Below are 21,788 nucleotides of genomic sequence, written 5' to 3' on the forward strand. Positions count from 1 at the left end.
CGGCACCTTAAACCGAAATGATTGTCGTTAGCGAGAAGCATCCGCATTCCGGTCAACCCCGGAGGCAAGGGAACTTTGCCGCCTGAAAGACCGTCTTCAGAGGCCGTCCTGGTCGTGCCAATGGTTCTGCCAGCGCCGGTCGATGGCGTCGTCCGCCAACTGGTAGCGGATGTCGGTCGACAGCCGCATCTCGGTCGACACGTTGTCCAGGGCCGCGTGAATCGTGTGGGCGGTGTGGATGACCACGTCGCCGGCCGCGTAGTCGGTGACCAGCCAGTCGGCGTCGCACTGCTCGGCCAGGCCGGGTAGGTCCGCAGTCATCGACGCGGCGGGGCGCTTGAGCGTGCCGGCGGCCTCCTCCGCGAGCACCCGGTGGTGGCTGCCCTCCAGATAGGTCAGACCGCCTCTGCTGACCGGACAGTCGCCGAGCGGGATCCAGGCCGACAGCACCTGGTCACTGCCCCCTCTGAGGTACACCAGGTCGTAATGCGCCTGGGTCGCCGTACCGATGCCGTTCTCGCCCGGCGCGGTCTGCCGGATGATCTTCCGCTTGTGCAGAAACGGCTCCCCGCCGAGGAACCACTCGAACCACCCCTTGAGCGCCGGCTGCGCACAGAAGGCGGCGTACTCCGGTCCAGGCACGATCTGGTCGATGAGCACCTTCCGGTACGACGGTCTGTCGGCAGCGGCACCGGTCAGCCCGAAGTAGTACTCCCGGAAGCCCTGCACCACCTCAGCGTCCAGCAACCCGGTCAGGTACAGGTATCCGTCCCGCCGCAACCGCTCTCGCAACCCCTGCAGCTCCCCCCGCTCCCGCTCCGGTACGACGCTCAGTTCCCCGACCCGCCGTTCATCCAGCACGTACCCATTCGAAGTCAGCACGTCGACAATTCCACCCCACGCGGTCAGTCACCGGAATGGACATCGGCGACCACTTCTTGGACTCTTGTTCCGTGCCGAACTGGTCGATCTACCTGACTCCAGGCGCGACTGAACGCCAACTTGGACTCTGCTGCCTCGGTGTCGGCGAGCAGGACAACCGGCCCGGCGCCACACCGGAACGCGCCCTCGGTTGCCATGCCCTGGTCTGGCTCAAGGAGGGCCGCGGCCAGTTGCTGCACGGCCCCGATCGTCAGCTCTACGATGTGCGAGCACCTGCGATGCTCTGGCTCTACCCCGGCGTTCTGCACGGCTATCGGCCGACGACTCGCTGGCGACAGGTGTGGACACTCTTCAGCGGTCCCGCGACCACAGCGCTCACAACACTCGGCCATCTGGACATCAGCCAACCGGTCCGCCGGTACGCCGACCCACGGCCGGTCGATCGCGCTTTCACTCGACTCCTACGCGTCAGCACGACGCACAACGCCGTACAGACCGTTGCAGCGTTGTATGACCTGATATCTCAGGCGGCGCCGTCGTCTGGCGATGGAGTTGCGGCGCAGCTGGCCGAGCTCGCCTGTACGCCGCTGAGTGTTCAGGACTATGCCGCCCAGCTCGGACTCAGCGTGAAGGAGTTGCGCGAGGCAGTGCGCCGTACCACTGGCTCAACACCGCAGGAACTGGTCTTGACCACAAGACTCAACACTGCAAAGAGTTTGCTCGTCGAGGAGGACCTGTCGGTCGCCGCGATCGCCCGGCAGGTCGGGTACGACGATCCCGCCTACTTCACCCGCTTGTTCACCGCACGAGTAGGGGTTTCGCCGCGCGCGTTCCGGCGGTTTGGTTCGGTCTCGGGGCGAAAATCCTCCTTCTGAAGGAGGCGGGGCCGACTTTCCGACGTGTAAAACCGTTCAGTGGGGTGACGTGCGCAGGCGCCGGACACCGATACGGTCGTGGGTATGAGTCAACCGCAGCCCATCGACCCGCGATACGCGAACCGGCCGCCGCAGGCCCGCCCGAAGAAGCGGCGCAACTGGTTCCTCCGCACCGTCGGACTGATCGTCCTGCTGTTCATCCTCATGCTGGTCGCGGTCCCGCTGTACGCGTGGAGCCGGATCGACAAGATCGACGCGATGCCGACCGGCAGCAGGCCGGCCGAGACGTCCGGTACGACGTACCTGATGGTCGGATCGGACGCCCGCGAGGACCTCACCCGCGCCGAACGGGCCCGGCTCCACACCGGCTCGGACGCCGGGCCGCCCCGGACCGACTCGATCATGGTCATGCACGTCCCCGACTCCGGGCCGACGGTCCTGATCAGCATCCCGCGCGACAGCGCGGTCAACATCCCAGGGGTGTCGGGCAAGCAGAAGATCAACGCCGCCTTCAACAAGGGCCCGGCGCTGCTGATCGAGACCATCGAGAACGTGACCGGCCTCCGGATCGACCACTACGTCGAGGTCGGCTTCGGCGGCTTCGCCTCGGTGATCGACAGCATCGGCGGCATCAACATGTGCTTGCCTAAGGCAATGAAGGACCCGCAGGCGCACATCAACCTGCCGGCCGGTTGCCAGGAGCTCAACGGCGTGAACGCGCTCGGCTACGTCCGCTCCCGGCACGCCGACGGCAACAACGACTTCGGCCGGGTCGAGCGGCAGCGCGCGATGGTCGGCGCGGTGGCGAAGAAGGCCAGCTCGCCGACGACGTTCCTGAACCCGATCCGCTACTACAGCGTCGCCACCAAGGGGGTGGACGCGCTGACCGTCGACAAGGACATGAGCCTGTTCGACTTCATCCGGTTCGCCCGCGGCATGCGGGCCGTCTCGGGCAGCGGCGGCATCACCCTGACCGTCCCGATCAGCGATGACAACTACCAGTTGGGGAACGGCCGGGGCGTCGCGGTGAAGTGGGACACCGCCAAGGCCAAGGCTCTCTTCAACGCCCTCAAGTCCGGCAACACCACGGGCCTGAAGAGCAGTTGACCGTCCTCGTCCATGCCGTGGTGAGCCTGGGCATGCTCGTCGTCGTACCGCTCGGGCTCACCCTCCTGCCGACGCGAACCACCAGCCCCCGCTGGTGGTTCGCGTTCGCTGTCCCCGGGGTGATCTCGCTCTGGCTGCCGCGCGGCGCCGTGTCCATCACACTCGCGGCGATCTATCTCGCGGGCACCCTCGTCCTGATCACCCTCGCTGCTCGTCACTTCCTTCATCACAAGGTGATCCGGCCCCGCGAGATCGCGCTCTACACCGCACTCGCGACTCCATCGATCGCCGCACTCGCACTGGTTGCCGAGCGTTCGTCGTACGAACTGTTCGGCTTCAGGCTGACCGTCCTGTCCCTCACCGTCGCTCACTTCCACTTCGCCGGCTTCGCGGCCGCGCTCATCGCCTATCTGGTGGCGGACTCACGGACTCCCGCGACCACTGCGGCCGCAATCAGCGTTCCCCTCGGCACTGGCGTCGTACTGCTCGGCTTCTTCCTCGGTGACCCGGTGGAGCTCGCGGGAGCCGCCGTACTGACGGCGGGCATGTGGCTGGTCGGCTGGAACCTCTGGCGACGGTCACAGCAAGCAGACCGAGCCACTGCGGCCCTCCTGATCGTCTCGGCATCCGTGCTCGTGGTCACGATGCTGCTGGCGCTCAGTTGGGCCTTGGGGCATGTCGTAGACACGCCCTATCTACCGTTGGAGTGGATGGCCGCCACGCACGGGCTGGCGAACGCGATCGGGTTCGCACTGTGCGGACTGCTGGCCTGGCGACGACTTGGGGAGGGTGTTCGATGAAGCTCGACGACTTGGCGACACTGCGGTTCAGCTACGACGTGGTCGGCTCCACCCGGTACGACGAGACGCCGCCGGGCTACCACCGACTCGAGTACCGGACCCGGATCGGTGCGGGGAGCGAGGTCTTCGCCCGAGCCGGAGAGGCGCTGCTGAACTGGCGCATGCACCGGGCCGCCGGCGTGCCGATGACGGCGACCGACACACCCCCGACGATCGGCACCAACAGCCTCGGCCGCCTCGGCGCCGGCATGCTGATCGGCCGCCTCCGCACCATGACTCCGCTCGGCATGGTCGGCCTCCCGGTCCCCTGCCGAGTCGTCTGGACCGTGGACGAGCCCGACCGCATCGGCTTCGCGTACGGCACCCTCGAAGGCCACCCCGAGTCCGGCGAGGAGTCCTTCGTCGTCACCAGCGACCCCGACGGCATCCACTTCACCATCCGCGCCTACAGCCGCGCCGCCACCTGGTACACCCGCCTGGCCGGCCCCGCCACCCGCACAGCCCAACAACTGGCCGCCCGCCGCTACGCCCGCGCCCTCCAAACCCTCGCCACCCCATAGCAAAGGCCCCGCAAGCTCATACCTTTGCGGGGCCGGCTCCTTTGTACCAGTCGCTTCAAACGGATCAGATGACCAACACGCCAACAAAACAAGACGATCGACCACCACTCGCCCCTTGACCCCACCGAACCGAAGCCAAGGTCGGCGGCTATCGGGGCGATGCGGCGGCTGCCCGCACGTTTGACACGTAGAGGCCGTTCTCGGAGCTGACGTGAGCAGCTCACCCACCGAGCGTCGGCTGCGACAGTGCTGCTCGCCACTGGCGGACAGCGGCCTTTGCCGGACCGACATCGCTGAGCAGGAATTCGTTGCCGGCCATGATCATGTCTCCATCCCGCTCGGTCTGCCCACGCATGGACTGCCACCGGACGAACCACAACCGGCAGACCTTGTCGCCCACGGCCACCTTGATCCCAATACCGAAGTACAGCTTCGGGAACCGAGCGCGCACCGCCGGCACCGGCGCCCGAAAGATCGGGCCGTGAGCATCGGAGGTAAACGTCAGGATCCCCTCTGACAGACTCAGCTCACCGAGATCGAACTTTCCCCACGGCCCCAGACGCCCGCCCAGGCACGCCAATGTCCTAAGCCCACCCTCCACGCGAGCACCCCCTGAGCACTTCCAGACGGCAACATCGTGCGCCGCCCAGGTCGCGCCGCACAAGTTGCACTGCAGGTCAGAGGCGCATTCAGCCCCCGCACCCATCCTGGTGCGGCGTGCGAGATAGGTCTTGTTGTCAGAGGTCATCGGCGACCTGGCGGACGGTTCGGCAGGGAAGGTTTGAGCGGCGTACACCTGGTCGACGTGAGCCGGCGGCCAGCTGGCGACTGCACGTGGATGACGCCTGCAAACCTCTCCGCGCCGGCTTCGCAGCTATCGGAAGTGCTGCACGGGTGGTTGCAAACACCTGACGACAAACCGGGATGCGGTGGGGCTTCACCGCTGATACTTGGGGGTGTGGAGGAGTCTCGGGGTGGGATGGTGCGGGTGGTGTCTTGGCCGTTTTCGGGAGGTGAGTTTCCGGCGGAGCTCGGAGCTGTGGTGATGAGGACGGTGCTGGACGGAAGCCGGCCGGCGTTGCAGGTTGCGCACTTTCCTGACGGGGAGTGGGCGATCGGAGATGGTGACGATCCGAATGCGCCTGAGGCCTGCGTGGCGACGCACATCTGGCATGCGATCGAGCGCAACTCGTCCATTCGGCAGCTCGCGTCGATGCCGCCTGGACATGTGGCTGATCGCGGGGCGCCGGGGCAGCCGTGGGTCGTGTCGGAGTTCCGGCCCGAAGACTGAACCCGGGGTGCACTTCAGCTCGGCGGGCTGCAATGCTGTGGCGGGTGAGCCCGAAGACGTTGTCGGATTTGGTTGCGGCGGACTGGGCGGACGCGCTCTCGCCGGTTGAGGATACGGTCGCCAGGATGGGTGAGTTTCTGCGTGGCGAGATCGCCGCCGGGCGCCCGTACTTGCCGGCGGGGGAGAACGTGCTGCGGGCGTTCAAGAGGCCGTTGGGGCAGGTGAAGGTCCTGGTGGTCGGGCAGGATCCGTATCCGACGCCGGGGCACCCGGTCGGGCTCAGCTTCTCGGTGGCGCCTGATGTGCGGCCGATCCCGCGGAGCCTGGCCAACATCTACCGCGAGTTGATGGCAGACGTCGGCGTACCGGCTCCGTCGAACGGCGACCTGACGCCGTGGACCGAGCAGGGCGTGCTGCTGCTGAACAGAGTGCTGACCGTGCAGCCGGGCAAGTCGGGCTCGCACCGCGGCAAGGGCTGGGAGACCGTCACCGAGCAGGCCATTCACGCACTGGTGAAGCGCGGCGGCCCACTCGTCGCGATCCTCTGGGGCCGCGACGCCCAGACGCTCAAGCCGATGCTCGGGAGTACGCCGTACGTCGAGAGCGCGCACCCGAGTCCGATGTCCGCCGACCGCGGCTTCTTCGGCTCCCGCCCGTTCAGCCGCGTCAACGCCCTCCTGGTCGAGCAAGGCGCCACCCCGATCGACTGGCGCCTCCCGTAGTCAGTGCCATGCTGCGGGCATGGCACGTTACGTGATTGACGCCCCCACTCTTCTGCACCTCGTGGCCGACGGCGCGACCATCGATCCCACTCATCGACTGGTGGCACCCAACGCGATCCGGTCGGACGCCCTGCAACTGCTGCTGCGCGAGGTCCAGCAAGAGGCGCGCTCCGTGAAGGAGGCGCTGCAACTGCACGAGCGCATGACGGAGCTCAAGATCCGCACGCTGGGCGACCGGGTGTCCCGGCGGACCGCCTGGGACATCGCCCTCGAGCGTGACTGGGACACCCTCCGGGACGCCGAGTATCTGGCCGTGACCAAACTCCAGGCCGACGCCCTGATCACCGTGGACCCCGAGTTGGCCGCCAAGGCGGACGGCGTCGTCCCGCTCGCGGACCTCCGGGACCTGCTCAGCCACGGGTAATCGCTCTCCCCCGAGGCAAATTTGTTCGAATGATGCATTGCAGGATCGTTCAACAATCTCCTAAGGTGGGCGGAATCGCGCCAAACCTGAGCACACCGTCCGTCCCCGGGAGGAACCATGTGGGTTCTGCTCGCCATCGCGGTGGTCGTCGTCGGCTTCGCCCTCCGGCTGAACTCGATGCTGGTCGTCACCGCCGCCGGTATCGTCGCCGGCCTGATCGGCGGCCTGTCGCCGGTCAAGATCCTGAACGCCTTCGGCGACGGTTTCGCCGGCAGCCGATCCGTCACCGTCTTCATCGTCACGCTGCCCGTGATCGGGCTGATCGAGCGCTACGGGCTGCAGCACCAGGCCCGCAAGCTGATCGGCAGGCTGAAAGTCCTCACCAGCGGCCGGCTGCTGGCCATCTACCTGCTGATCCGGCAGGGCACGGCGGCGCTCGGCCTGACCAGCATCGGCGGTCCCGCGCAGGCGGTCCGGCCGCTGATCGCCCCGATGGCCGCCGGCGCCGCGGAGCGCCGCTACGGCAAGCTGCCGGAGAAGATGCAGGAGAAGATCAAGGGCTTCGCCGCCAGCGCTGACACGGTCGGGCTGTTCTTCGGTGAGGACATCTTCGTCGCGATCGGCTCGATCCTGCTGATCACCGGCTTCGTCGACACGACGTACGGCCTGCACCTGGAGGCGATCGACATCGCGCTCTGGGCGATCCCGACCGGTATCTGCGCGCTGCTCATCCACGGGGTCCGGCTGATCCTGCTGGATCGGCAACTCGACAAGCTGGCCGCCGAGGCCGACGCGGACGCCGAGGAGGTGGCGCGGTGATCAAGGTCGAGTGGTTCTACTGGCTGTGCGGCCTGTTCTTCGTGCTCATCTCCCTGCAGGTGATCAACGACCGCAGCAACCCGAAGCGGATCGGCAGTGCGGCGTTCTGGGGCATCCTCGGCCTCTCGTTCGGCTACGGCACCTTCGTGGTGAACAAGCAGGCCCCGTCCTGGCTGCTCGGCATCGCGGTGATCGGCCTGGCCGTCCTGGCCGGCTCCGGCTTCCCGGGGCGCGGTCACGAGCGGACGACCACACCCGCCGAGCGGGCCAGGTTCGCCGATCGCTTCGGCAACAAGCTCTTCCTGCCGGCGCTCGTGATCCCGGTGGTCGCCGCGATCTTCGGCGCCTGGCTGGCCAAGGTGAAACTGGGCAACGGCAAGCTACTGCTGCAGAGCGGCTCCGCGACCATCATCGGCCTCGGCGTCGCGTCGCTGCTCGCCCTCGCGGTCGGCATGCTCATCCTCAAACCGAGGTCGCCCGCGGTCCCGCTGCACGAAGGACGACGGCTGCTCGAGCACATCGGCTGGGCGGCGATCCTGCCGCAGATGCTGGCCACACTCGGTCTGCTGTTCAACGCCTCCGGCGTCGGCAAGGCGGTCGGCCGGGTCACCGACCACCTGGTCCCGAAGGGTTCACTGATCGCCGCGGTCGCGCTGTACTGCATCGGTATGGCGGTCTTCACGATCATCATGGGCAACGCGTTCGCCGCGTTCCCGGTGATGACGGCCGCGGTCGGCTGGCCGCTGCTCGTGCAGCAGTTCGACGGTACGCCGGCGGTCGTGTTCGCGATCGGCATGCTGGCCGGCTTCTGCGGCACCCTGTGTACGCCGATGGCCGCGAACTTCAACCTGGTCCCGGCTGCACTCCTGGAAATGAAAGACCAGTACGGCCCGATCAAGGCACAGGTCCCGACCGCGGTCCCGCTGCTGGCCTGCAACATCGTCCTGATGTACGTGTTCGCGTTCTAAGGAGTCCTCTTGAAGTACGCCGCCGCCTGGGCCGCCATCGCCTGTGAGGTGCTCGAAACCCCGTACCCGTACGGCGCCGCGCACGCGTCCAGTGGTCCGGACGACGTCGACGTGACCCCGCAGCTCCTGCACCCGGCGTTCCACGGGTCCTACGACTGGCACTCCAGCGCACACATGCAGTGGTCGCTGGTCCGGTTGCTCACGCTGGCACCGGACCAGGCCGGCCGGCGCCCGATCGAGGTCCTGGACCAGCGCCTCACCCCCGAGGCGATCGCCACCGAGGTGGCGTACCTGCACGACCGCCCGGCGTACGAACGCCCGTACGGCTGGGCCTGGGCGGCGATGCTGGTCGCCGCCGCCCATAAGTTGCCTGGGGCAAAGAACTGGGCGGCCGCCCTCAGCCCGCTCGGCGACATCATCGCCGACCTCGTCCTCGGCTGGCTGCCACGCCAGGCGTACCCGGTCCGCCACGGCGTCCACCTCAACAGCGCGTTCGCCCTGGCCCTGCTGCTGGAGGCGTACGACGACCTGCGCCGGCCGGACGTGGTCGACGCGATCCGGTCCCGTGCGCTCGAGTGGTTCGGCCAGGACACGGCGTACGACACGCGCTTCGAGCCGTCCGGCACCGACTTCCTGTCGCCGGCGCTGACCGAGGCGGAGTTGATGCGCCGAGTCCTCCCGGCCGACGAGTTCAGCACCTGGCTGTCCGCGTTCCTGCCAGGTCTCGGCACCGATGCACACCGGCATCTGCTCGACGTGCCTGTCACCGACAACTCCGGCGATGGTCAACTGGCGCACCTGTCCGGCCTGGCCTTGTCGCGGGCCTGGCAGCTCCGCACCATCGCGCCGGCACTGCCCGACGTCGCAGAGGTGCTCCGCAAGGGCGCCGACCGTCAGATCGAGGCCGTGCTGCCGACGGTGACCGACGGAGACTTCATGTCGACGCATTGGCTGGTGTCGTTCGCCCTGCTCGCCGATCAGGCGTAGTCACTCCGGAGCAACTGTCACTGACTCACCCTCGCCGATTGACACCCGCGTCGGTCCGCCGTACGGTCTCGCCTTAATAGGAAACCTTCCTAACAGTTCGGACGGACCGCGAGCCGACCACACGCGGGCGACGGCGGGAGGCAGGGTTAGCTCATGGCAACGACACCCGGAACGCCGCGCCTGCTCCGCGCGATGAACGACCGCGCCGCCCTCGACCTGCTGCTCAGCCAGGGCCCGCTCTCCCGCACCACCCTGGGCAACCTCACCGGCCTGTCCAAGCCGACCGCGTCCCAACTGCTCGCGCGACTGGAGGCCGCCGGCCTGGTCCGCGCCAGCGGCACCTCCGCCGGCCGCCCGGGGCCGAACGCGCAGCTGTACGAGATCAACGGCGGCATCGCATACGTCGGCGGCCTCGACGTCACGCCGGCCCGGATCCGCTCGGCCGTCGCGGACCTCACCGGCAAGGTCGTCGGCACCTACGAGCTGCCCACCCCCGGCCGGAGCGCCAAGGGCACCGTCGACCGCGTGATCAAGGCACTCGACGGAGCGGCCGGCGAAGCAGGCCTGAACCGGGAGCGGCTGCACCGTGTCTCGATCGGCACCCCGGGCGGCTTCGACCCGACCACCGGCCGGCTGCGGTACGCGACCCACCTGCCCGGCTGGCACACCCCGCATCTGCTCGAGGAGCTGGCCGCGGCGATCGCCGTACCGCTGGAGGTCGAGAACGATGTCAACCTGGCCGCCATCGCCGAGCAGCGGGTCGGCCATGCCCGCGACAGCGACAACTTCGTGCTGCTGTGGGGCGAGGAAGGCATCGGCGCGGCGATCGTGATCAACGGCCGGCTGCACCGCGGCGCCACCGGCGGCGCCGGCGAGGTCGCGTTCCTGCCCTTGCCCGGTACGCCGCTGGTCCGCAACGTCGGCCGCAACAACGCCGGCGGTTTCCAGGAGCTCGCCGGTGGCGAACCCGTGCTGGAGCTGGCCCGCGCACACGGACTGAAAGCGCGTACGGCGGAGGCCGCGATCGCAGCCGCGTTGCAGACCGAGGGCGCCGGCGATGCGGTGCTGAGCGAGTTCGCCCACCGGCTGGCCGTCGGTCTGGCCGCGATCGTCGCGGTCGTCGACCCCGAACTGATCGTGCTCGCAGGCGGCGTGATCACCGCCGGCGGCGAACGCCTGCGCAGTCTCGTCCAGGACGAGCTGGCCGATCTCGCCGTACCGCGGCCGCGGTTGGTGATGACCGCGCTCGGCACCGACCCCGTGGTCTCCGGAGCACTCCAGTCCGCCCTGAGCACCACCCGCGACGAAGTCTTCGACACCGCGGGTCCACCGATCCCCTAGGAGTCAAACGGTGAAACTCACAGTCGTTGGTGGCGGATCCACCTACACGCCGGAACTCGTCGACGGCTTCGCACGACTGCGAGACACACTGCCGGTGTCCGAGCTGGTGCTCGTCGATCCAGCGCCAGATCGGCTCGAGCTGGTCGGTGGCCTGGCGCGCCGGATCTTCGCAAAACAAGGGCATCCCGGCCGGGTGATTACCACGTCCGACCTAGACGCGGGCATCGACGGTGCGGACGCCGTACTGCTGCAACTGCGCGTTGGCGGACAGGCCGCGCGCAACGAGGACGAGACGTGGCCGCTCGAGTGCGGTTGCGTCGGCCAGGAGACGACCGGGGCCGGTGGTCTGGCGAAGGCGCTGCGGACGGTTCCCGTCGTACTGGACATCGCCGAGCGCGTACGGCGTACCAACCCGGACGCGTGGATCATCGACTTCACCAATCCGGTGGGGATCGTGACGCGGGCGCTGCTGTCGCACGGGCACAAGGCGGTCGGGTTGTGCAACGTGGCCATCGGGTTCCAGCGGAACTTCGCGCGGATGCTGGGGGTGACACCTGAGGAGGTGTCGCTGGACCACGTCGGACTGAACCATCTGACCTGGGAGCGGGCTGTCCTCGTCAACGGCGAGGACATGCTGCCGAAACTGCTCGCCGAGCAGATGGCTGAACTGTCCGACGACCTGTACATGCCGGCCGAGTTGTTGCAGCAGCTCGGCGTCATACCGTCGTACTACCTGCGCTACTACTACGCACATGACGAGGTTGTGCAGGAGCTGTTGACGAAGCCGTCTCGCGCGGCTGAGGTGGCAGCACTCGAGAAGCAGTTGCTGGACATGTACGCCGACCCGATGCTCGACGAGAAGCCCGCACTGCTGGAGAAGCGAGGCGGTGCGTACTACTCCGAGGCGGCCGTCGCACTCGCGTCCTCGCTGCTGAACAACACGGGTGACGTTCAGGTGGTGAACACACTCAACAACGGCACGTTCCCCTTCCTGTCTGATGATGCCGTCATTGAGGTGCCGGCGACGGTCGGCGCCGAGGGTACGACGCCTGAGCCGGTGAGCGCTCTGGAGCCCTTGTACGCCGGTCTGGTCAGTCATGTGACTGCGTACGAGGACCTGGCGCTGGAGGCTGCCGTCAAGGGTGGATCGGAGCGAGTGTTCAAGGCTCTGCTCGCGCATCCGCTGGTGGGGCAGATCTCCATCGCGCGCGAACTGACGGACAAGCTGCTGGCGCACAACCGGGCGTACCTGCCGTGGGCGTGATGGTGCCCGGAGGCGTGCTCGCCTTCGATGCGGGGAACAGCAAGACGGACGTGGCCCTGGTGGCGGCGGACGGGACAGTCCTCGGTACGGCGCGTGGTGGTGGGTTCGAGCCGCAGAAGGTCGGACCCGACGCCGCGGTGGCGGGCTTGGAGGCGGTGGTCCACGCCGCGGCCGCCGAGGCCGGTCTGCGACTGGGCTCGGTGCCACTGGTGCAGCAGATCTCCGCATGCCTGGCGAATGCAGACATGCCGATCGAGGAGCAGTGGCTGACCGCCGCCTTCGAGGCTCGCGGCTGGGCGGAGTCGGTATACGTCACCAATGACACGTTTGCTTTGCTGCGCTCGGGTGTGGACGAACCGCGGGGTGTCGCAGTGGTGTGTGGTGCGGGGATCAACTGCTCCGGGATGCTGCCGGACGGGCGGACCGCCCGGTTCCCGGCGTTGGGCAAGCTGACCGGCGATTGGGGCGGTGGAGCCCAGTTGGCCGAGGAGGCGTTCTGGTCGGCGTCCCGGGCCGACGACGGCCGTGGTCCGGCGACTGCGCTGCTCACCGCGCTGCCGGCGCACTTCGGGCTCGCTTCGCTGGCCGCGCTGATCGAGGCGTTCCACTTCGGTGAGCTGCCGGAATCGCGACAACTGGAGGCAGCGCCGGTGCTGTTCAAGGTCGCGGCGGCCGGGGATGTCGTTGCCCTTGGCATCATTCAGCAGCAGGCCGAGGAGATCGTCGCGATGGCGCTCAGCGCGTTGCGCCGGCTCGATCTGCTCGGCGAACCGGTCCATGTGATCCTCGGTGGCGGCGTGCTTGCCGGAGGACACTCGGTCCTGCTCGATCGCGTCGTACGCCTGCTGGCGGAGGCGGCACCGAAGGCGATCCCGCGGGTGGTCGACGTACCACCCGTTGTCGGGGCGGCTCTGCTGGGACTCGACCACACCGCCGCCGGATCCGCGGCCCAGGCCCGGCTCCGGGCCACCTTCGTTGTCCGGGTGGCTTGAAAAGGGGTTTGGTTGAGGTGTAATCATGATTACATGAGTACAGAGCATGAGAAGGTGCGGGGCTGGCTGACCGGCCGGCTGCCGAAGGAGTGGTTCGAGGGCGAACCGGAGCTGAGCGTCGACCGGGACGAGATCCTGATCGTCGGGCGGATCCCGGCGCCGGAGCAGGCCGACGGTGTGAGCGACGCCGAGCGGTCGGCGGCCGAGGACGGCCGGATCAAGCAGTTCCGCGAGGACACCCGGGAGCGCCGGATCGAGATCGCCCGCGAACTCGAGCACTCCACCCGCCGCAAGGTCGCCTGGGGCGTCCGCTGCGGCGACACCAAGACGGTCTTCACGTCCCTGTCCGCCCCCGTGATGACCCGCCTCCGCCAGCCCGAACGCCAGGTCCTCGACACCCTCGTCGACGCCGGCGTGGCCCGCTCCCGCAGCGACGCCCTCGGCTGGTGCGTCAAACTCGTCGCCCAGCACAGCGAAACCTGGCTCGCCGACCTCCGCGACGCCATGACCAAGGTAGAAACCGTCCGCCAAGCCGGCCCCGACACCCAGAACTAACCACCCCGCATCACCCACCCGCGCGCGGCCATTTCGCCACCGCCACCATCTGAACGGGCGGCACCCCGAGGATGCCGCCCGTTGATGGTCTTCTGTTGTGGTTACTGACCGCCCGGCCAGTTGCCGTTGGAGGGGGTGCTGTTGGACCAGCCCTGGGGTGCGCCGTGGGTGGCCGGCGGCTGGGGGTCGGTCGGGTAGGCGGCTTGCGGCTGGGCCTGGTAGCCGGCCTCGGCTTCGTAATCGCCTTGCGCCAGGTAGCCCGCCGTACCGTTCGAGGCCATGCCGTTCGAACCCGTCGTGCCGTTCGAGCCCGACGACTTGATCATCGTGTCGCGGTCGAAGAGGCTGGTGAGCGCACGGCCGGCCATCTCCCGGCCCCCGAGGCCGAAAGCGAGGCCGAGGGCGAGCGCGGCGCCGGCGAGCACGATCAGCAGCGTGTTGCCGGTCAGCTGGACGGCGATCCCGAGCTGGGTCAGCGCGGCGAAGGCGGCGTACACCAGGATCGCGTACTTCCCGACCTTGGCCAGCGTCTCGTTGCCGGTGGCACCGCGGATGATCGCGGCCAGGAAGTTCGCGAACAGCGCGGCCAGGCAGATGATCACGATCGCCGCGAAGATCCGCGGGATGTAGCCGAGCATGTCGCTCATGAAGTTCGAGATCTCCGGTACGCCGAGCGCCGAGGCGAACATCGTGAAGCTGATCAGGAACACGAACCAGAACACGACCTTGCCCAGCATCGCCGAAGCGGTCAGCCCCGTGCCGGACCGCTGCAGCACGCCGGACACGCCGGCTCGTTCCATCCACTGGTCGAACCCGACCCGGCCGAGCAGCTTGCCGACGAGCTTCCCGAGCACCTTGGCGACGAAGTAGCCGACCACCAGGATGACGAGACCGCCGAGCAGGTTCGGGATGAACGACAGCAGCTTGCTGAAGGCATCTTCGAACGGTTGGGTGAAGTCGATCGCTAACGCGAACATCGGATCTTCCTTCCGGACTGGGCCCGCATCCGCTGCCGCGCAACACCGCACACGACCCCGGCACGGGCGGATGCAGTGGTGTCCAGTATCACTCGTACCCTTCGTTGCGTACGGCAAACAGTCGCCGCCGGCGCGTATCCCAACGAAAAGTGTTTGCATAAGGCAATTACCGTCCAGGTGCTTCGGTGGTTACCCCGATCGCTGAACCGTTTCAGCCGCTTGAGATCCTGGTGGCATGACCGATGTTGTGATCCGCCGCGCCACCGCCGCCGACGTCGCCGGGATCGTGGCGATGATCGCCGACGACCAGCTCGGCGCCGTCCGCGAGTCCGTCGACGACCTGACGCCGTACTTGCACGCGTTCGAACTCATCGACGGCGACCCGAACCAGGTCCTGGTGGTTGCCGAGCGCAACGACGAACTGGTCGGCACGCTCCAGCTCACGATCATCCCCGGCCTGTCCCGCCGCGGCTCCTCCCGCGGCCTGATCGAGGCCGTCCGCGTCGCCGCCCCGGCCCGTGGCTCCGGCCTCGGTACGACGCTGATCGAGTGGGCGATCGAAGAATCCCGCACCCGCGGCTGCACCCTGGTCCAACTGACCTCCGACAAAGCGCGCACCGCCGCCCACCGCTTCTACGACCGCCTAGGCTTCACCAACTCCCACGAGGGCTTCAAACTCAAGCTCAGCTGACCTTCTTCGCCGGCGCCGCCCAGGTGTTGCACGCTCCGGGCCTCTCGGCCCTGAAGGCGGCGCGTGCCCATGTCCTGTTGGTCTTCGGAGATCCGTACCCGCGTTCCGTCGCGGGCGCGCCGGCGTCGTCACCACTGAACGCTTGGTACTCGTAGTCTTCGAGCCGTTCGCCGTACACCTGGAGCGTCTCCTGGTTGGCCCCGAAGAAGGCCACGGTGTCCTTGCCCATCGACCCAGAGGGTGGAGTTCCGCGCGGTGCCGCCGTACAGCTGGTTCCGCCGCAGTACTTGCTCGGTCTCCATCGCCAATCCGTCGTCCGTGGGGACGGCCTCCGTGGGAGTTGGTCTGGCTGCGGGTCTCGGTGTGCGCGATGGGATTGGCGTCGGGGTCGGCGTGGTGGTGTACGAGGGTGCTGGGTTCGCGGCGGCGGGAGTGGTGTGGTGTCCGCACGCTGTGGTGACGGATGCGGCCAGTACGGCGAGCAACACGAATGCGGCTGTTTTGGGCGTCAACTGACGCGCTTTGGGGGTGCCGTGAAGGTGTTGCATGCGGCGGGGGCGGTGGCGGTGAAGGCTTTGAGGGTCCAGTAGGCGTGGCTTTTGCGGCTGCCGTGGTCTCGGATGTGGGCGTCGTTGTACTCGTCGCCTACGTGGCGGACGATGTTCTGCCAGATGGCCAGGCGGCGGCCGGTGAGTTGGAAGGTCGTCTTGTTGGCGCCCAGGAAGGCGGCGCCCAGGCAGCTGGCCTGCAGTTCCTTGCGGCGTTGGACTTCCAGTTGGCCGGCTTGGGTCCTGCCGCGGTAGAGCTCGTTGTACAGCGTGAGGATGCCGACCGAATGCTGCACGTGGTGTCCGTACTCGTGCGCCAGCAACTGCTCGAAGTCGATCAGGTTCTCGACCGGGTCGTCCGCGCCGAGGAAGGTGTCGTAGTCGAAGCAGATCTGTCCGGTCAGCCCGCCCTGGCGGTAGAAGGCGTCGACGTTCGCCAAGGGATTCGCACACTCGGGCGTGGCGGAAAGGTGGTGCAGGCTGTAGGCAAAGATCTTCGGCGGCACGAGGTACGCGTCGGAACGCTCGACCACCGGCGCCCAGGCCTTGTCCATGCAGGTGACGAACACCCGGGCGTACGCGAGCATCCCTGCCTTGGTGGTCAGGTTCGGCCGCGGCAACACACACCGCACCGCCGGCACCTTCCCCGCCAGGTACAGCTTGTTCTTCAGCACCCCGTCACTCAGATCCATCGTCCGCGGATCAGAAGGACTCGACACCGAAGCGGTCGGCGTGGGCGAAGGCGTCGGGGTCGGCGTAGAGACGACCGAGGGCGCAGCATCCGCCACGACAGGCTTGGTCGCCTGTCCACACCCCCCAGCCACCACCACAGCGAGTACGGCGACAACCGCCAGCCCGGCGCGCTTCGCCGTACCGGACATCAACTCACCTTGCCGGCGGGGGCCACGAAGGTGTTGCAGGAGCCGGGGTTGGCGGACTTGAAGGCCGGGCCGGCCCAGAGCCACTGGCTCTTGCGGGAACCGTGGTCACGGACCTTCTTCGGGTTGTACTCGTCTCCGGAGTGCTTGGTCTGCCACTCCCACATCTCAAGCTTGGCCCCGGTGAACCCCAGCGAGCTCTTGTTGGCCCCCAGGAAGACAGCCGCCAAGCAGCTCGCCTGCAACTCGAACCGCCGGTTCTCCTCCAGCTTCGAGGCCTGAGACTTCATCCAGCCCTCGCGGGATTCCGACGACACCGCGATGTTCGTCAGCACCTGCACATGGTGGCCGTACTCGTGCGCCAACGTGTCCAACAGGTCGGTCCGCGCCCCCAGGTGATCCTGCTTCTGGGCGTCGAAGTACCACTTCCAGTCGATGTTGACGGACTCGTCGGACCCGCAGTAGAAGGCCCGGGTCGGTTCACCGCCCGTGCAGTCCGACGGCTGCTGCTTGCTGATGAGCAGCGTCTTGGCCGGCCGGAACGGGTACCCAGCCTTCTTCACCAGTGGCCCCCACGCCTTGTCCAGGCAGAGCACCACGGCGTGTGAGTACTTGAGGATGTTCGACTGGGTGGTCAGCGGGTAGCTCGGCTCGGCGCAGTTGACCGAGGGGACCTTGCCCACGGTGTAGAGCTTGTTCTGCTTCACCCGAACGGCGTCCGGGACCGTGGGAGCGGTGACGGTGACGGTGGGGTCTGGTGGGATCGGGATCGGGACTTGCGACTTCTTGACCGACGGTTGGGACAGGGGGTTGTCCACGGTGTTGCCGTAGGAGTCGATGAGTTTGAAGCCGGCGATGGTGGCGCCGGTGAGGATGACGAGGACGAGAGCGGAGAGGCCGGCGATGACGGCTCGCGAGTAGTGGCGCGGGGGTTTGACCGGCGGGGGTTCGGTGGAGAACTGGGCGGCCGCGCGGGTCGGATTCGAGTGCCAGCCGATCGGGCGGGGGCCGCCGGTACGGCGGGTGCCCTGCAACGAGGTCCAGGGAGCACCCGTGAGCGGGGCCACCGGCGGACCGCTGTAGTCGCCGGTCGCGTCGGGGTCCGTCGGGAGCGGGCGGGCCTTGTGGCGGAGCGTCGAGTCGGGCGCGGAGATCGAGCGGGCCTTGCCGAGGCCGAGGGGCTGCTGGCGGCGGTTCGCGGCGAGCGGGCGCGCCGCGGCCAGGTCGCTCTCGGTCAGCACATCACCGGCTCCACCCGGCAGGAAGTGTCCCGGTTTGGGCGAGCCTCCCGCCGTACCCACGCCGCCGGCCGGTCCGGCGGCGGGTGAGGCGCCGGTGTCCGCGTTCTCCTCAGGCATCGGTGGTCCTCATCGTCGTCTCGTCAGCTGACCTGGGCGGGTGCCGCGACGAAAGTGTTGCAGGTCGCGGGATCGGTGCTGGCGAAGCCCCGGTTCATCCACAGGGTGAGGCTCTTGGCGGAGCCGTGGTCGCGGACCTTCTCCTTGGTGTTCTCGTCGCCGCCGTGCTGGATCAGCGAGGTCCACTGCCGGAGCAGCTCGCCGCGCAGCGGGAAGCTCGCCTTGGCCGCGCCGAAGAAGGCGGCCGAGAAGCAGTTCGACTGCAGGGCCCTCCGCCGGTCCTGCTCCAACTGCCCGGCCGGGTTGGCCGCGGTGTCGCGGAGGTTGTCGGAGGCATCGAAGATACCGGTCAGGTTCTGCAGGTGCGCGCCGTACACGAACCCGAGCGACTGAGCCATGTCGGCCCGGGCCAGCGCCTTGTGCGTCGGGTAGTGGTCCATCAGGTCCTGCCACGGCATGGTGACGCTGCCGCCCTGCTCGTCCGGACAGTACGACGAGACCTCCTTCTGGACGCCGCAGGCCGTCTCCTGGCCTTCGTCGAAGACGATCAGCCGCGGCGACCGGAACTCGAATCCGGCCTTGGTGACGATCGGCTCCCAGACCTTGTCCATGCAGGCGATCAGGGCCTGGTAGTACGAGCGGACGTTCTCCTTGGAGGTCGGCCGGTACGCGGGCTCCTGGCACTTGACCACCGGCAACTTGCCGGCCGTGTAGAGCGGGTTCTTCGTGAGCACGTCGGCATCCGGCGTGACCTTGCGCGTCGGTTCGGTGGTGGCCCCGTCGCTCGGGCGGACGGATGGCGAACCCATCGGGTTGGCGACGAAGTCGTCGTACGACGTGAGCACCTTGGCGGCGAACGCGACCCCGCCTCCGACGATCAGCAGCGCCGCGACGACGACCGCGGCGACCAGCGCCTTCGACCGCTTCTTCGGGACGAACGGGATCGGCTCGGGGTGGAAGACGGCCCGGTACGCCGCGGCCGCCGGGTCATCGGGTGGCGGCGGACCGAGGCGGGTGCCGGACAGGCGCTTCGAGTCGATCCGCGAGCCGGACAGCTGCGGGGGCGTGGGTGGCGCCTCCCCACCCAACCGCGGCGTCGGCGCGGCCAACGGCGCCGCCACGGCGGGCTTGGATTCGGTGCTGTCGGCCCCTTGCGCACCCTCGCCGCCCGGCAAGAAATGGCCAGGCTTGGGCGCCGGCTTGTCCGCCATGATGTCCCCGCTTCTCCCCAGTACCGGACTCCGCCGGTCCCACCCACATGTCAATCTGGCCGGGGGCACCCCCTGTCCCGCACCGACGCAAGATGCTAAGCCCTCAACCGGCGCCCGGGATACCGCTTTGCAGCGATTGACATCGTTCCGCTACCCACCCCGACCGAGAACTCACTCCCAGTAACCACACGCAGGAGCCGCGCATGAACGTCTTGGAAACCTTTGCCCTCACCGGCAAGCGGGCGCTGATCACCGGTGGGAACCGCGGTCTCGGCCGCGCGTTCGCCCTCGCGCTGGCCGAGGCCGGCGCCGACGTCGCGATCGCCGCCCGAGACACCGACCGGAACGCGGCGGTCGCCGCGGAGATCGAGGCGCGCGGGCGGCGTGGTCTCGCGCTCCAGGCCGACATCACCGATCCGGACGACGTACGCCGTCTCGTCGCCGACGTCACCACCGAGTTCGGCGGCATCGACGTCCTGGTGAACAACGCCGGGATCGCGATCCATCGCCCGTCGCTCGACGTACCGCCGGAGGAATGGCAGCAGGTCCTCGACCTCAACCTGACCGCGCTGTGGAACTGCAGTACGGCGGTGGCCCGCGGGATGATCGAGGCCGGCGGCGGGGCGATCGTCAACGTCGGCAGCATGTCCGCCCAGATCGTGAACCGTCCGCAGTGGCAGGCGTCGTACAACGCGTCCAAGGCGGCCGTGCATCACCTGACCCGCAGCCTCGCCGCCGAGTGGGCGCCGTACGGGATCCGGGTGAATGCGTTGGCGCCCGGCTATGTGAAGACCGAGATGTCACCGGTCGACGAGCCCGAGTTCCAGCAGCACTGGATCCTCGACGCGCCCCAGCAGCGCTATGCCACGCCCGAAGAGATCGCTCCGTCCGTCGTCTATCTGGCCAGCCCCGCGTCATCCTTCATGACCGGCTCGGTGCTTCTGGTCGACGGCGGTTACTCGGTCTACTGACGCCGGCGGTGCGACTCTTGGAGTGTGGAACCGGCAGAGGCACTGGCGTTGTGGGACGACTTCCCGGTTGACCGTCAGCCGCGGCCGATCGTGTTGATGAGTTATGCGATCGGGCCGGGCGCGCTCCCGATGGTGGAGGACAAGGTGTCCGTCCTCCACCATGCGGCGGTCGTGTCGGACGTCGAGCTGCCGCCTGGCCTGCTGGAGGCGCTCCAGCCGAACCCCGCGCCGCACTGGCACGTCGATCCGGTCCGGGTGCGCTCGGTCCGGCGGGTCTACCCGGAGTTCCGCACGGATCGCGGGCACCGGCCGCTCCCGGCGTACCGCATCGAGCTTGACGGCGTCGCAACCCGGCGCTCACTGGAGCCGAAGTTCAAGGGATCCGGAGTCCGCTCGATGCTCGCACTCGATCCGGACGTCGAGGCAACCACCTGGTGGCCGGCCGTTTTCGATTCGTCCTATCGCGGTGGACTACGCGGCCTTCCACCCGCCGTCCTGACCGATGGCGGCCGAACGATCAGACTGATCGTCCACGGGTCGCCGCCGGCCTACACCGACGTCCAGGTCTCCGCAGTCCTCGAAACTCCCGCCGCCGTCCTCCTCCAAATCCAGCACACCACGTACGACTGGGTCGACGGGATCCCGCTGGTCGCCGTGGGACGCCTGGTCACTGCCACCCTCACCAAGCCCTTGGGCGCCCGAGTACTCCTCCAAGCAGACGGCATCCCCATCAGCGTCGTCCCCGGATGACGACAGATGCCGGAGGCAACCATCCGGGGCGGAAAATGCCGGCGACATCCGGTTTTGCCGGGTCTAGGGTGTGGCGATGGTGGAGTTGAGGCGGGACGGGTATCCGCGGTCCAACGGGTATGACGCCGATTGGGTGCTGGCTGGCGACATGGGCCCGCATCCACTGTGGTTGTTGGAGGACCTGGCGCGGGATCTCGAGTTGCGGCCGGGGATGCGGGTGCTGGATCTCGGGTCGGGAAAGGGGGCGACGTCGGTGTTCCTGGCCCGCGAGTACGGCGTACACGTGTGGGCCGCGGATCTGTGGGTCGACCCGACCGAGGCGGCCGCGCACATCGCGGCGCAGGGCGTCGACGGGGTGGTGACGGTGAAGGCGGAGGCGCACACGCTGCCGTTCGCGCACGGGTTCTTCGACGCGATCGTGTGCATCGACGCCTACGAGTACTTCGGGACCGCGGACGGCTATCTCGCCTACATCACGCAGTTCCTCAAGCCGGGCGGGCAGCTGGGCGTCGCCACCCCGGCGCTGCGGAAGGAGATCCGCGAGCTCGGCCACATCCCCGGCCACATCAAGAAGCTGGTCGGCTGGGAGGCGCTGGCTTGGCACACGGCTGACTGGTGGCGGTTCCAGTGGGAGATCACCGAGCTCGTCGAGGTCACGGCGGCGCGGCTGCAGGAGTCGGGGTGGGCGGACTGGCTGGCCTGGTCGCAGGCGGTCTCGGAGTACCGCGGCACGCGCGACGCCGCACTCGACATGCTCGAGGTCGACCAGGGCGAGTTCCTGACCTTCGCCCTCCTCGCCGCGCGCAAACCGTAGCCG

Annotated in this window: 26 protein-coding genes; 19 read left to right on the forward strand and 7 right to left on the reverse strand. The window is 68.1% G+C overall.

The genetic code is table 11. From position 1 onward, the window contains the following. Positions 1–96: 96 nt before the first annotated feature. Positions 97–882: a phytanoyl-CoA dioxygenase family protein gene (locus tag OG876_RS07120; protein WP_328523981.1), complete on the reverse strand. Its 786-nt coding sequence runs from the start codon at positions 880–882 to the stop codon at positions 97–99. 71 nt (positions 883–953) lie between these two features. Between OG876_RS07120 and OG876_RS07125 the strand changes: the two genes are divergently transcribed. The 4 genes from OG876_RS07125 (at position 954) to OG876_RS07140 (ending at position 4,224) form a co-directional block, all read left to right on the forward strand. Next, positions 954–1,757 (forward strand): helix-turn-helix domain-containing protein, encoded by an 804-nt coding sequence (locus OG876_RS07125; RefSeq protein WP_328523982.1) that lies wholly within the window; start codon positions 954–956, stop codon positions 1,755–1,757. Between the two features lie 84 nt (positions 1,758–1,841). Then, on the forward strand, positions 1,842–2,864 hold the full coding sequence (locus OG876_RS07130; protein ID WP_328523983.1) for an LCP family protein: 1,023 nt from the start codon (positions 1,842–1,844) through the stop codon (positions 2,862–2,864). Beyond that, positions 2,861–3,664 (forward strand): YndJ family protein, encoded by an 804-nt coding sequence (locus OG876_RS07135; RefSeq protein WP_328523984.1) that lies wholly within the window; start codon positions 2,861–2,863, stop codon positions 3,662–3,664. Before OG876_RS07130 ends, OG876_RS07135 begins: the two co-directional genes overlap by 4 nt. Then, positions 3,661–4,224 (forward strand): DUF1990 family protein, encoded by a 564-nt coding sequence (locus OG876_RS07140; RefSeq protein WP_328523985.1) that lies wholly within the window; start codon positions 3,661–3,663, stop codon positions 4,222–4,224. Before OG876_RS07135 ends, OG876_RS07140 begins: the two co-directional genes overlap by 4 nt. Positions 4,225–4,444: 220 nt before the next feature. On the opposite strand, the gene OG876_RS07145 is transcribed toward OG876_RS07140, so the two are convergent. Beyond that, positions 4,445–4,972, reverse strand: coding sequence for a hypothetical protein (locus OG876_RS07145; RefSeq protein ID WP_328523986.1), 528 nt, complete (start codon positions 4,970–4,972; stop codon positions 4,445–4,447). A 297-nt stretch (positions 4,973–5,269) separates the two neighbouring features. On the opposite strand from OG876_RS07145, the gene OG876_RS07150 reads away from it, so the two are divergent. The 10 genes from OG876_RS07150 (at position 5,270) to OG876_RS07195 (ending at position 13,587) form a co-directional block, all read left to right on the forward strand. After that, positions 5,270–5,515: a hypothetical protein gene (locus OG876_RS07150; protein WP_328523987.1), complete on the forward strand. Its 246-nt coding sequence runs from the start codon at positions 5,270–5,272 to the stop codon at positions 5,513–5,515. Positions 5,516–5,547: 32 nt separating this feature from the next. After that, positions 5,548–6,237, forward strand: coding sequence for a uracil-DNA glycosylase (locus OG876_RS07155; protein ID WP_328523988.1), 690 nt, complete (start codon positions 5,548–5,550; stop codon positions 6,235–6,237). A 19-nt stretch (positions 6,238–6,256) separates the two neighbouring features. Beyond that, complete coding sequence (locus OG876_RS07160) at positions 6,257–6,661, forward strand: hypothetical protein (RefSeq protein WP_328523989.1); 405 nt, start codon at positions 6,257–6,259, stop codon at positions 6,659–6,661. 117 nt (positions 6,662–6,778) lie between these two features. Further along, positions 6,779–7,480 (forward strand): DUF969 domain-containing protein, encoded by a 702-nt coding sequence (locus OG876_RS07165; protein ID WP_328523990.1) that lies wholly within the window; start codon positions 6,779–6,781, stop codon positions 7,478–7,480. Next, complete coding sequence (locus OG876_RS07170; RefSeq protein ID WP_328523991.1) at positions 7,477–8,448, forward strand: DUF979 domain-containing protein; 972 nt, start codon at positions 7,477–7,479, stop codon at positions 8,446–8,448. Before OG876_RS07165 ends, OG876_RS07170 begins: the two co-directional genes overlap by 4 nt. Before the next feature lie 9 nt (positions 8,449–8,457). Further along, complete coding sequence (locus OG876_RS07175) at positions 8,458–9,435, forward strand: DUF2891 family protein (protein WP_328523992.1); 978 nt, start codon at positions 8,458–8,460, stop codon at positions 9,433–9,435. Between the two features lie 153 nt (positions 9,436–9,588). After that, positions 9,589–10,776 (forward strand): ROK family transcriptional regulator, encoded by a 1,188-nt coding sequence (locus OG876_RS07180; protein WP_328523993.1) that lies wholly within the window; start codon positions 9,589–9,591, stop codon positions 10,774–10,776. Between the two features lie 10 nt (positions 10,777–10,786). Next, on the forward strand, positions 10,787–12,040 hold the full coding sequence (locus OG876_RS07185) for a 6-phospho-beta-glucosidase (protein WP_328523994.1): 1,254 nt from the start codon (positions 10,787–10,789) through the stop codon (positions 12,038–12,040). Between the two features lie 14 nt (positions 12,041–12,054). Then, positions 12,055–13,032 carry an N-acetylglucosamine kinase gene (locus OG876_RS07190; protein WP_328523995.1) on the forward strand — a complete coding sequence of 326 codons (978 nt, stop codon included), beginning with the start codon at positions 12,055–12,057 and terminating at the stop codon, positions 13,030–13,032. Between the two features lie 33 nt (positions 13,033–13,065). Then, positions 13,066–13,587 (forward strand): hypothetical protein, encoded by a 522-nt coding sequence (locus tag OG876_RS07195; RefSeq protein WP_328523996.1) that lies wholly within the window; start codon positions 13,066–13,068, stop codon positions 13,585–13,587. Between the two features lie 101 nt (positions 13,588–13,688). Here the strand turns inward: OG876_RS07195 and OG876_RS07200 are convergent, their stop codons facing one another. After that, the gene (locus OG876_RS07200) at positions 13,689–14,564 is read right to left on the reverse strand and encodes a mechanosensitive ion channel family protein (protein ID WP_328523997.1); all 876 of its coding nucleotides are present in this window, start codon (positions 14,562–14,564) and stop codon (positions 13,689–13,691) included. Between the two features lie 235 nt (positions 14,565–14,799). Here OG876_RS07200 and OG876_RS07205 point away from each other — a divergent pair, with 235 nt between their 5' ends. Continuing rightward, a complete protein-coding gene (locus OG876_RS07205; RefSeq protein WP_328523998.1) occupies positions 14,800–15,255 on the forward strand; it encodes a GNAT family N-acetyltransferase in 456 nt (151 codons plus the stop codon). Here OG876_RS07205 and OG876_RS07210 read toward each other — a convergent pair. After that, positions 15,248–15,484, reverse strand: a complete 237-nt coding sequence (locus OG876_RS07210; protein ID WP_328523999.1) for a hypothetical protein — start codon at positions 15,482–15,484, stop codon at positions 15,248–15,250. The two genes, OG876_RS07205 and OG876_RS07210, sit on opposite strands and share 8 nt — an antisense overlap. A gap of 134 nt (positions 15,485–15,618) precedes the next feature. Here OG876_RS07210 and OG876_RS07215 point away from each other — a divergent pair, with 134 nt between their 5' ends. Continuing rightward, positions 15,619–15,771 carry a hypothetical protein gene (locus OG876_RS07215; protein WP_328524000.1) on the forward strand — a complete coding sequence of 51 codons (153 nt, stop codon included), beginning with the start codon at positions 15,619–15,621 and terminating at the stop codon, positions 15,769–15,771. Here OG876_RS07215 and OG876_RS07220 read toward each other — a convergent pair. From OG876_RS07220 to OG876_RS07230, 3 genes are read right to left on the reverse strand one after another with little or no spacing between them, the layout of a single operon-like run. Then, positions 15,764–16,684 (reverse strand): neutral zinc metallopeptidase, encoded by a 921-nt coding sequence (locus tag OG876_RS07220; protein WP_328524001.1) that lies wholly within the window; start codon positions 16,682–16,684, stop codon positions 15,764–15,766. The two genes, OG876_RS07215 and OG876_RS07220, sit on opposite strands and share 8 nt — an antisense overlap. After that, positions 16,684–18,039 (reverse strand): neutral zinc metallopeptidase, encoded by a 1,356-nt coding sequence (locus OG876_RS07225; protein WP_328524002.1) that lies wholly within the window; start codon positions 18,037–18,039, stop codon positions 16,684–16,686. Before OG876_RS07225 ends, OG876_RS07220 begins: the two co-directional genes overlap by 1 nt. A gap of 23 nt (positions 18,040–18,062) precedes the next feature. After that, complete coding sequence (locus tag OG876_RS07230; RefSeq protein WP_328524003.1) at positions 18,063–19,250, reverse strand: neutral zinc metallopeptidase; 1,188 nt, start codon at positions 19,248–19,250, stop codon at positions 18,063–18,065. A 203-nt stretch (positions 19,251–19,453) separates the two neighbouring features. Here OG876_RS07230 and OG876_RS07235 point away from each other — a divergent pair, with 203 nt between their 5' ends. From OG876_RS07235 to OG876_RS07245, 3 genes are all read left to right on the forward strand, one after another. Continuing rightward, complete coding sequence (locus OG876_RS07235; protein WP_328524004.1) at positions 19,454–20,221, forward strand: SDR family NAD(P)-dependent oxidoreductase; 768 nt, start codon at positions 19,454–19,456, stop codon at positions 20,219–20,221. Positions 20,222–20,245: 24 nt separating this feature from the next. Then, the gene (locus OG876_RS07240; RefSeq protein ID WP_328524005.1) at positions 20,246–20,971 is read left to right on the forward strand and encodes a hypothetical protein; all 726 of its coding nucleotides are present in this window, start codon (positions 20,246–20,248) and stop codon (positions 20,969–20,971) included. A gap of 76 nt (positions 20,972–21,047) precedes the next feature. Next, the gene (locus tag OG876_RS07245; protein ID WP_328524006.1) at positions 21,048–21,785 is read left to right on the forward strand and encodes an SAM-dependent methyltransferase; all 738 of its coding nucleotides are present in this window, start codon (positions 21,048–21,050) and stop codon (positions 21,783–21,785) included. Positions 21,786–21,788 lie beyond the last annotated feature (3 nt).

The sequence above is a fragment of the Kribbella sp. NBC_00359 genome, from assembly GCF_036097425.1.
In the GTDB taxonomy this organism is placed as follows: Bacteria; Actinomycetota; Actinomycetes; order Propionibacteriales; family Kribbellaceae; genus Kribbella.

Coding starts and splice junctions, on each gene's coding strand:
- OG876_RS07130 (WP_328523983.1), top strand. CDS start 1,842: ATGAGTCAACCGCAGCCCATCGACCCGCGATACGCGAACCGGCCGCCG.
- OG876_RS07140 (WP_328523985.1), top strand. CDS start 3,661: ATGAAGCTCGACGACTTGGCGACACTGCGGTTCAGCTACGACGTGGTC.
- OG876_RS07145 (WP_328523986.1), bottom strand. CDS start 4,972: ATGACCTCTGACAACAAGACCTATCTCGCACGCCGCACCAGGATGGGT.
- OG876_RS07150 (WP_328523987.1), top strand. CDS start 5,270: ATGAGGACGGTGCTGGACGGAAGCCGGCCGGCGTTGCAGGTTGCGCAC.
- OG876_RS07155 (WP_328523988.1), top strand. CDS start 5,548: ATGCTGTGGCGGGTGAGCCCGAAGACGTTGTCGGATTTGGTTGCGGCG.
- OG876_RS07160 (WP_328523989.1), top strand. CDS start 6,257: ATGGCACGTTACGTGATTGACGCCCCCACTCTTCTGCACCTCGTGGCC.
- OG876_RS07165 (WP_328523990.1), top strand. CDS start 6,779: ATGTGGGTTCTGCTCGCCATCGCGGTGGTCGTCGTCGGCTTCGCCCTC.
- OG876_RS07180 (WP_328523993.1), top strand. CDS start 9,589: ATGGCAACGACACCCGGAACGCCGCGCCTGCTCCGCGCGATGAACGAC.
- OG876_RS07195 (WP_328523996.1), top strand. CDS start 13,066: ATGAGTACAGAGCATGAGAAGGTGCGGGGCTGGCTGACCGGCCGGCTG.
- OG876_RS07200 (WP_328523997.1), bottom strand. CDS start 14,564: ATGTTCGCGTTAGCGATCGACTTCACCCAACCGTTCGAAGATGCCTTC.
- OG876_RS07205 (WP_328523998.1), top strand. CDS start 14,800: ATGACCGATGTTGTGATCCGCCGCGCCACCGCCGCCGACGTCGCCGGG.
- OG876_RS07210 (WP_328523999.1), bottom strand. CDS start 15,484: ATGGGCAAGGACACCGTGGCCTTCTTCGGGGCCAACCAGGAGACGCTC.
- OG876_RS07220 (WP_328524001.1), bottom strand. CDS start 16,684: ATGTCCGGTACGGCGAAGCGCGCCGGGCTGGCGGTTGTCGCCGTACTC.
- OG876_RS07225 (WP_328524002.1), bottom strand. CDS start 18,039: ATGCCTGAGGAGAACGCGGACACCGGCGCCTCACCCGCCGCCGGACCG.
- OG876_RS07230 (WP_328524003.1), bottom strand. CDS start 19,250: ATGGCGGACAAGCCGGCGCCCAAGCCTGGCCATTTCTTGCCGGGCGGC.
- OG876_RS07235 (WP_328524004.1), top strand. CDS start 19,454: ATGAACGTCTTGGAAACCTTTGCCCTCACCGGCAAGCGGGCGCTGATC.
- OG876_RS07245 (WP_328524006.1), top strand. CDS start 21,048: ATGGTGGAGTTGAGGCGGGACGGGTATCCGCGGTCCAACGGGTATGAC.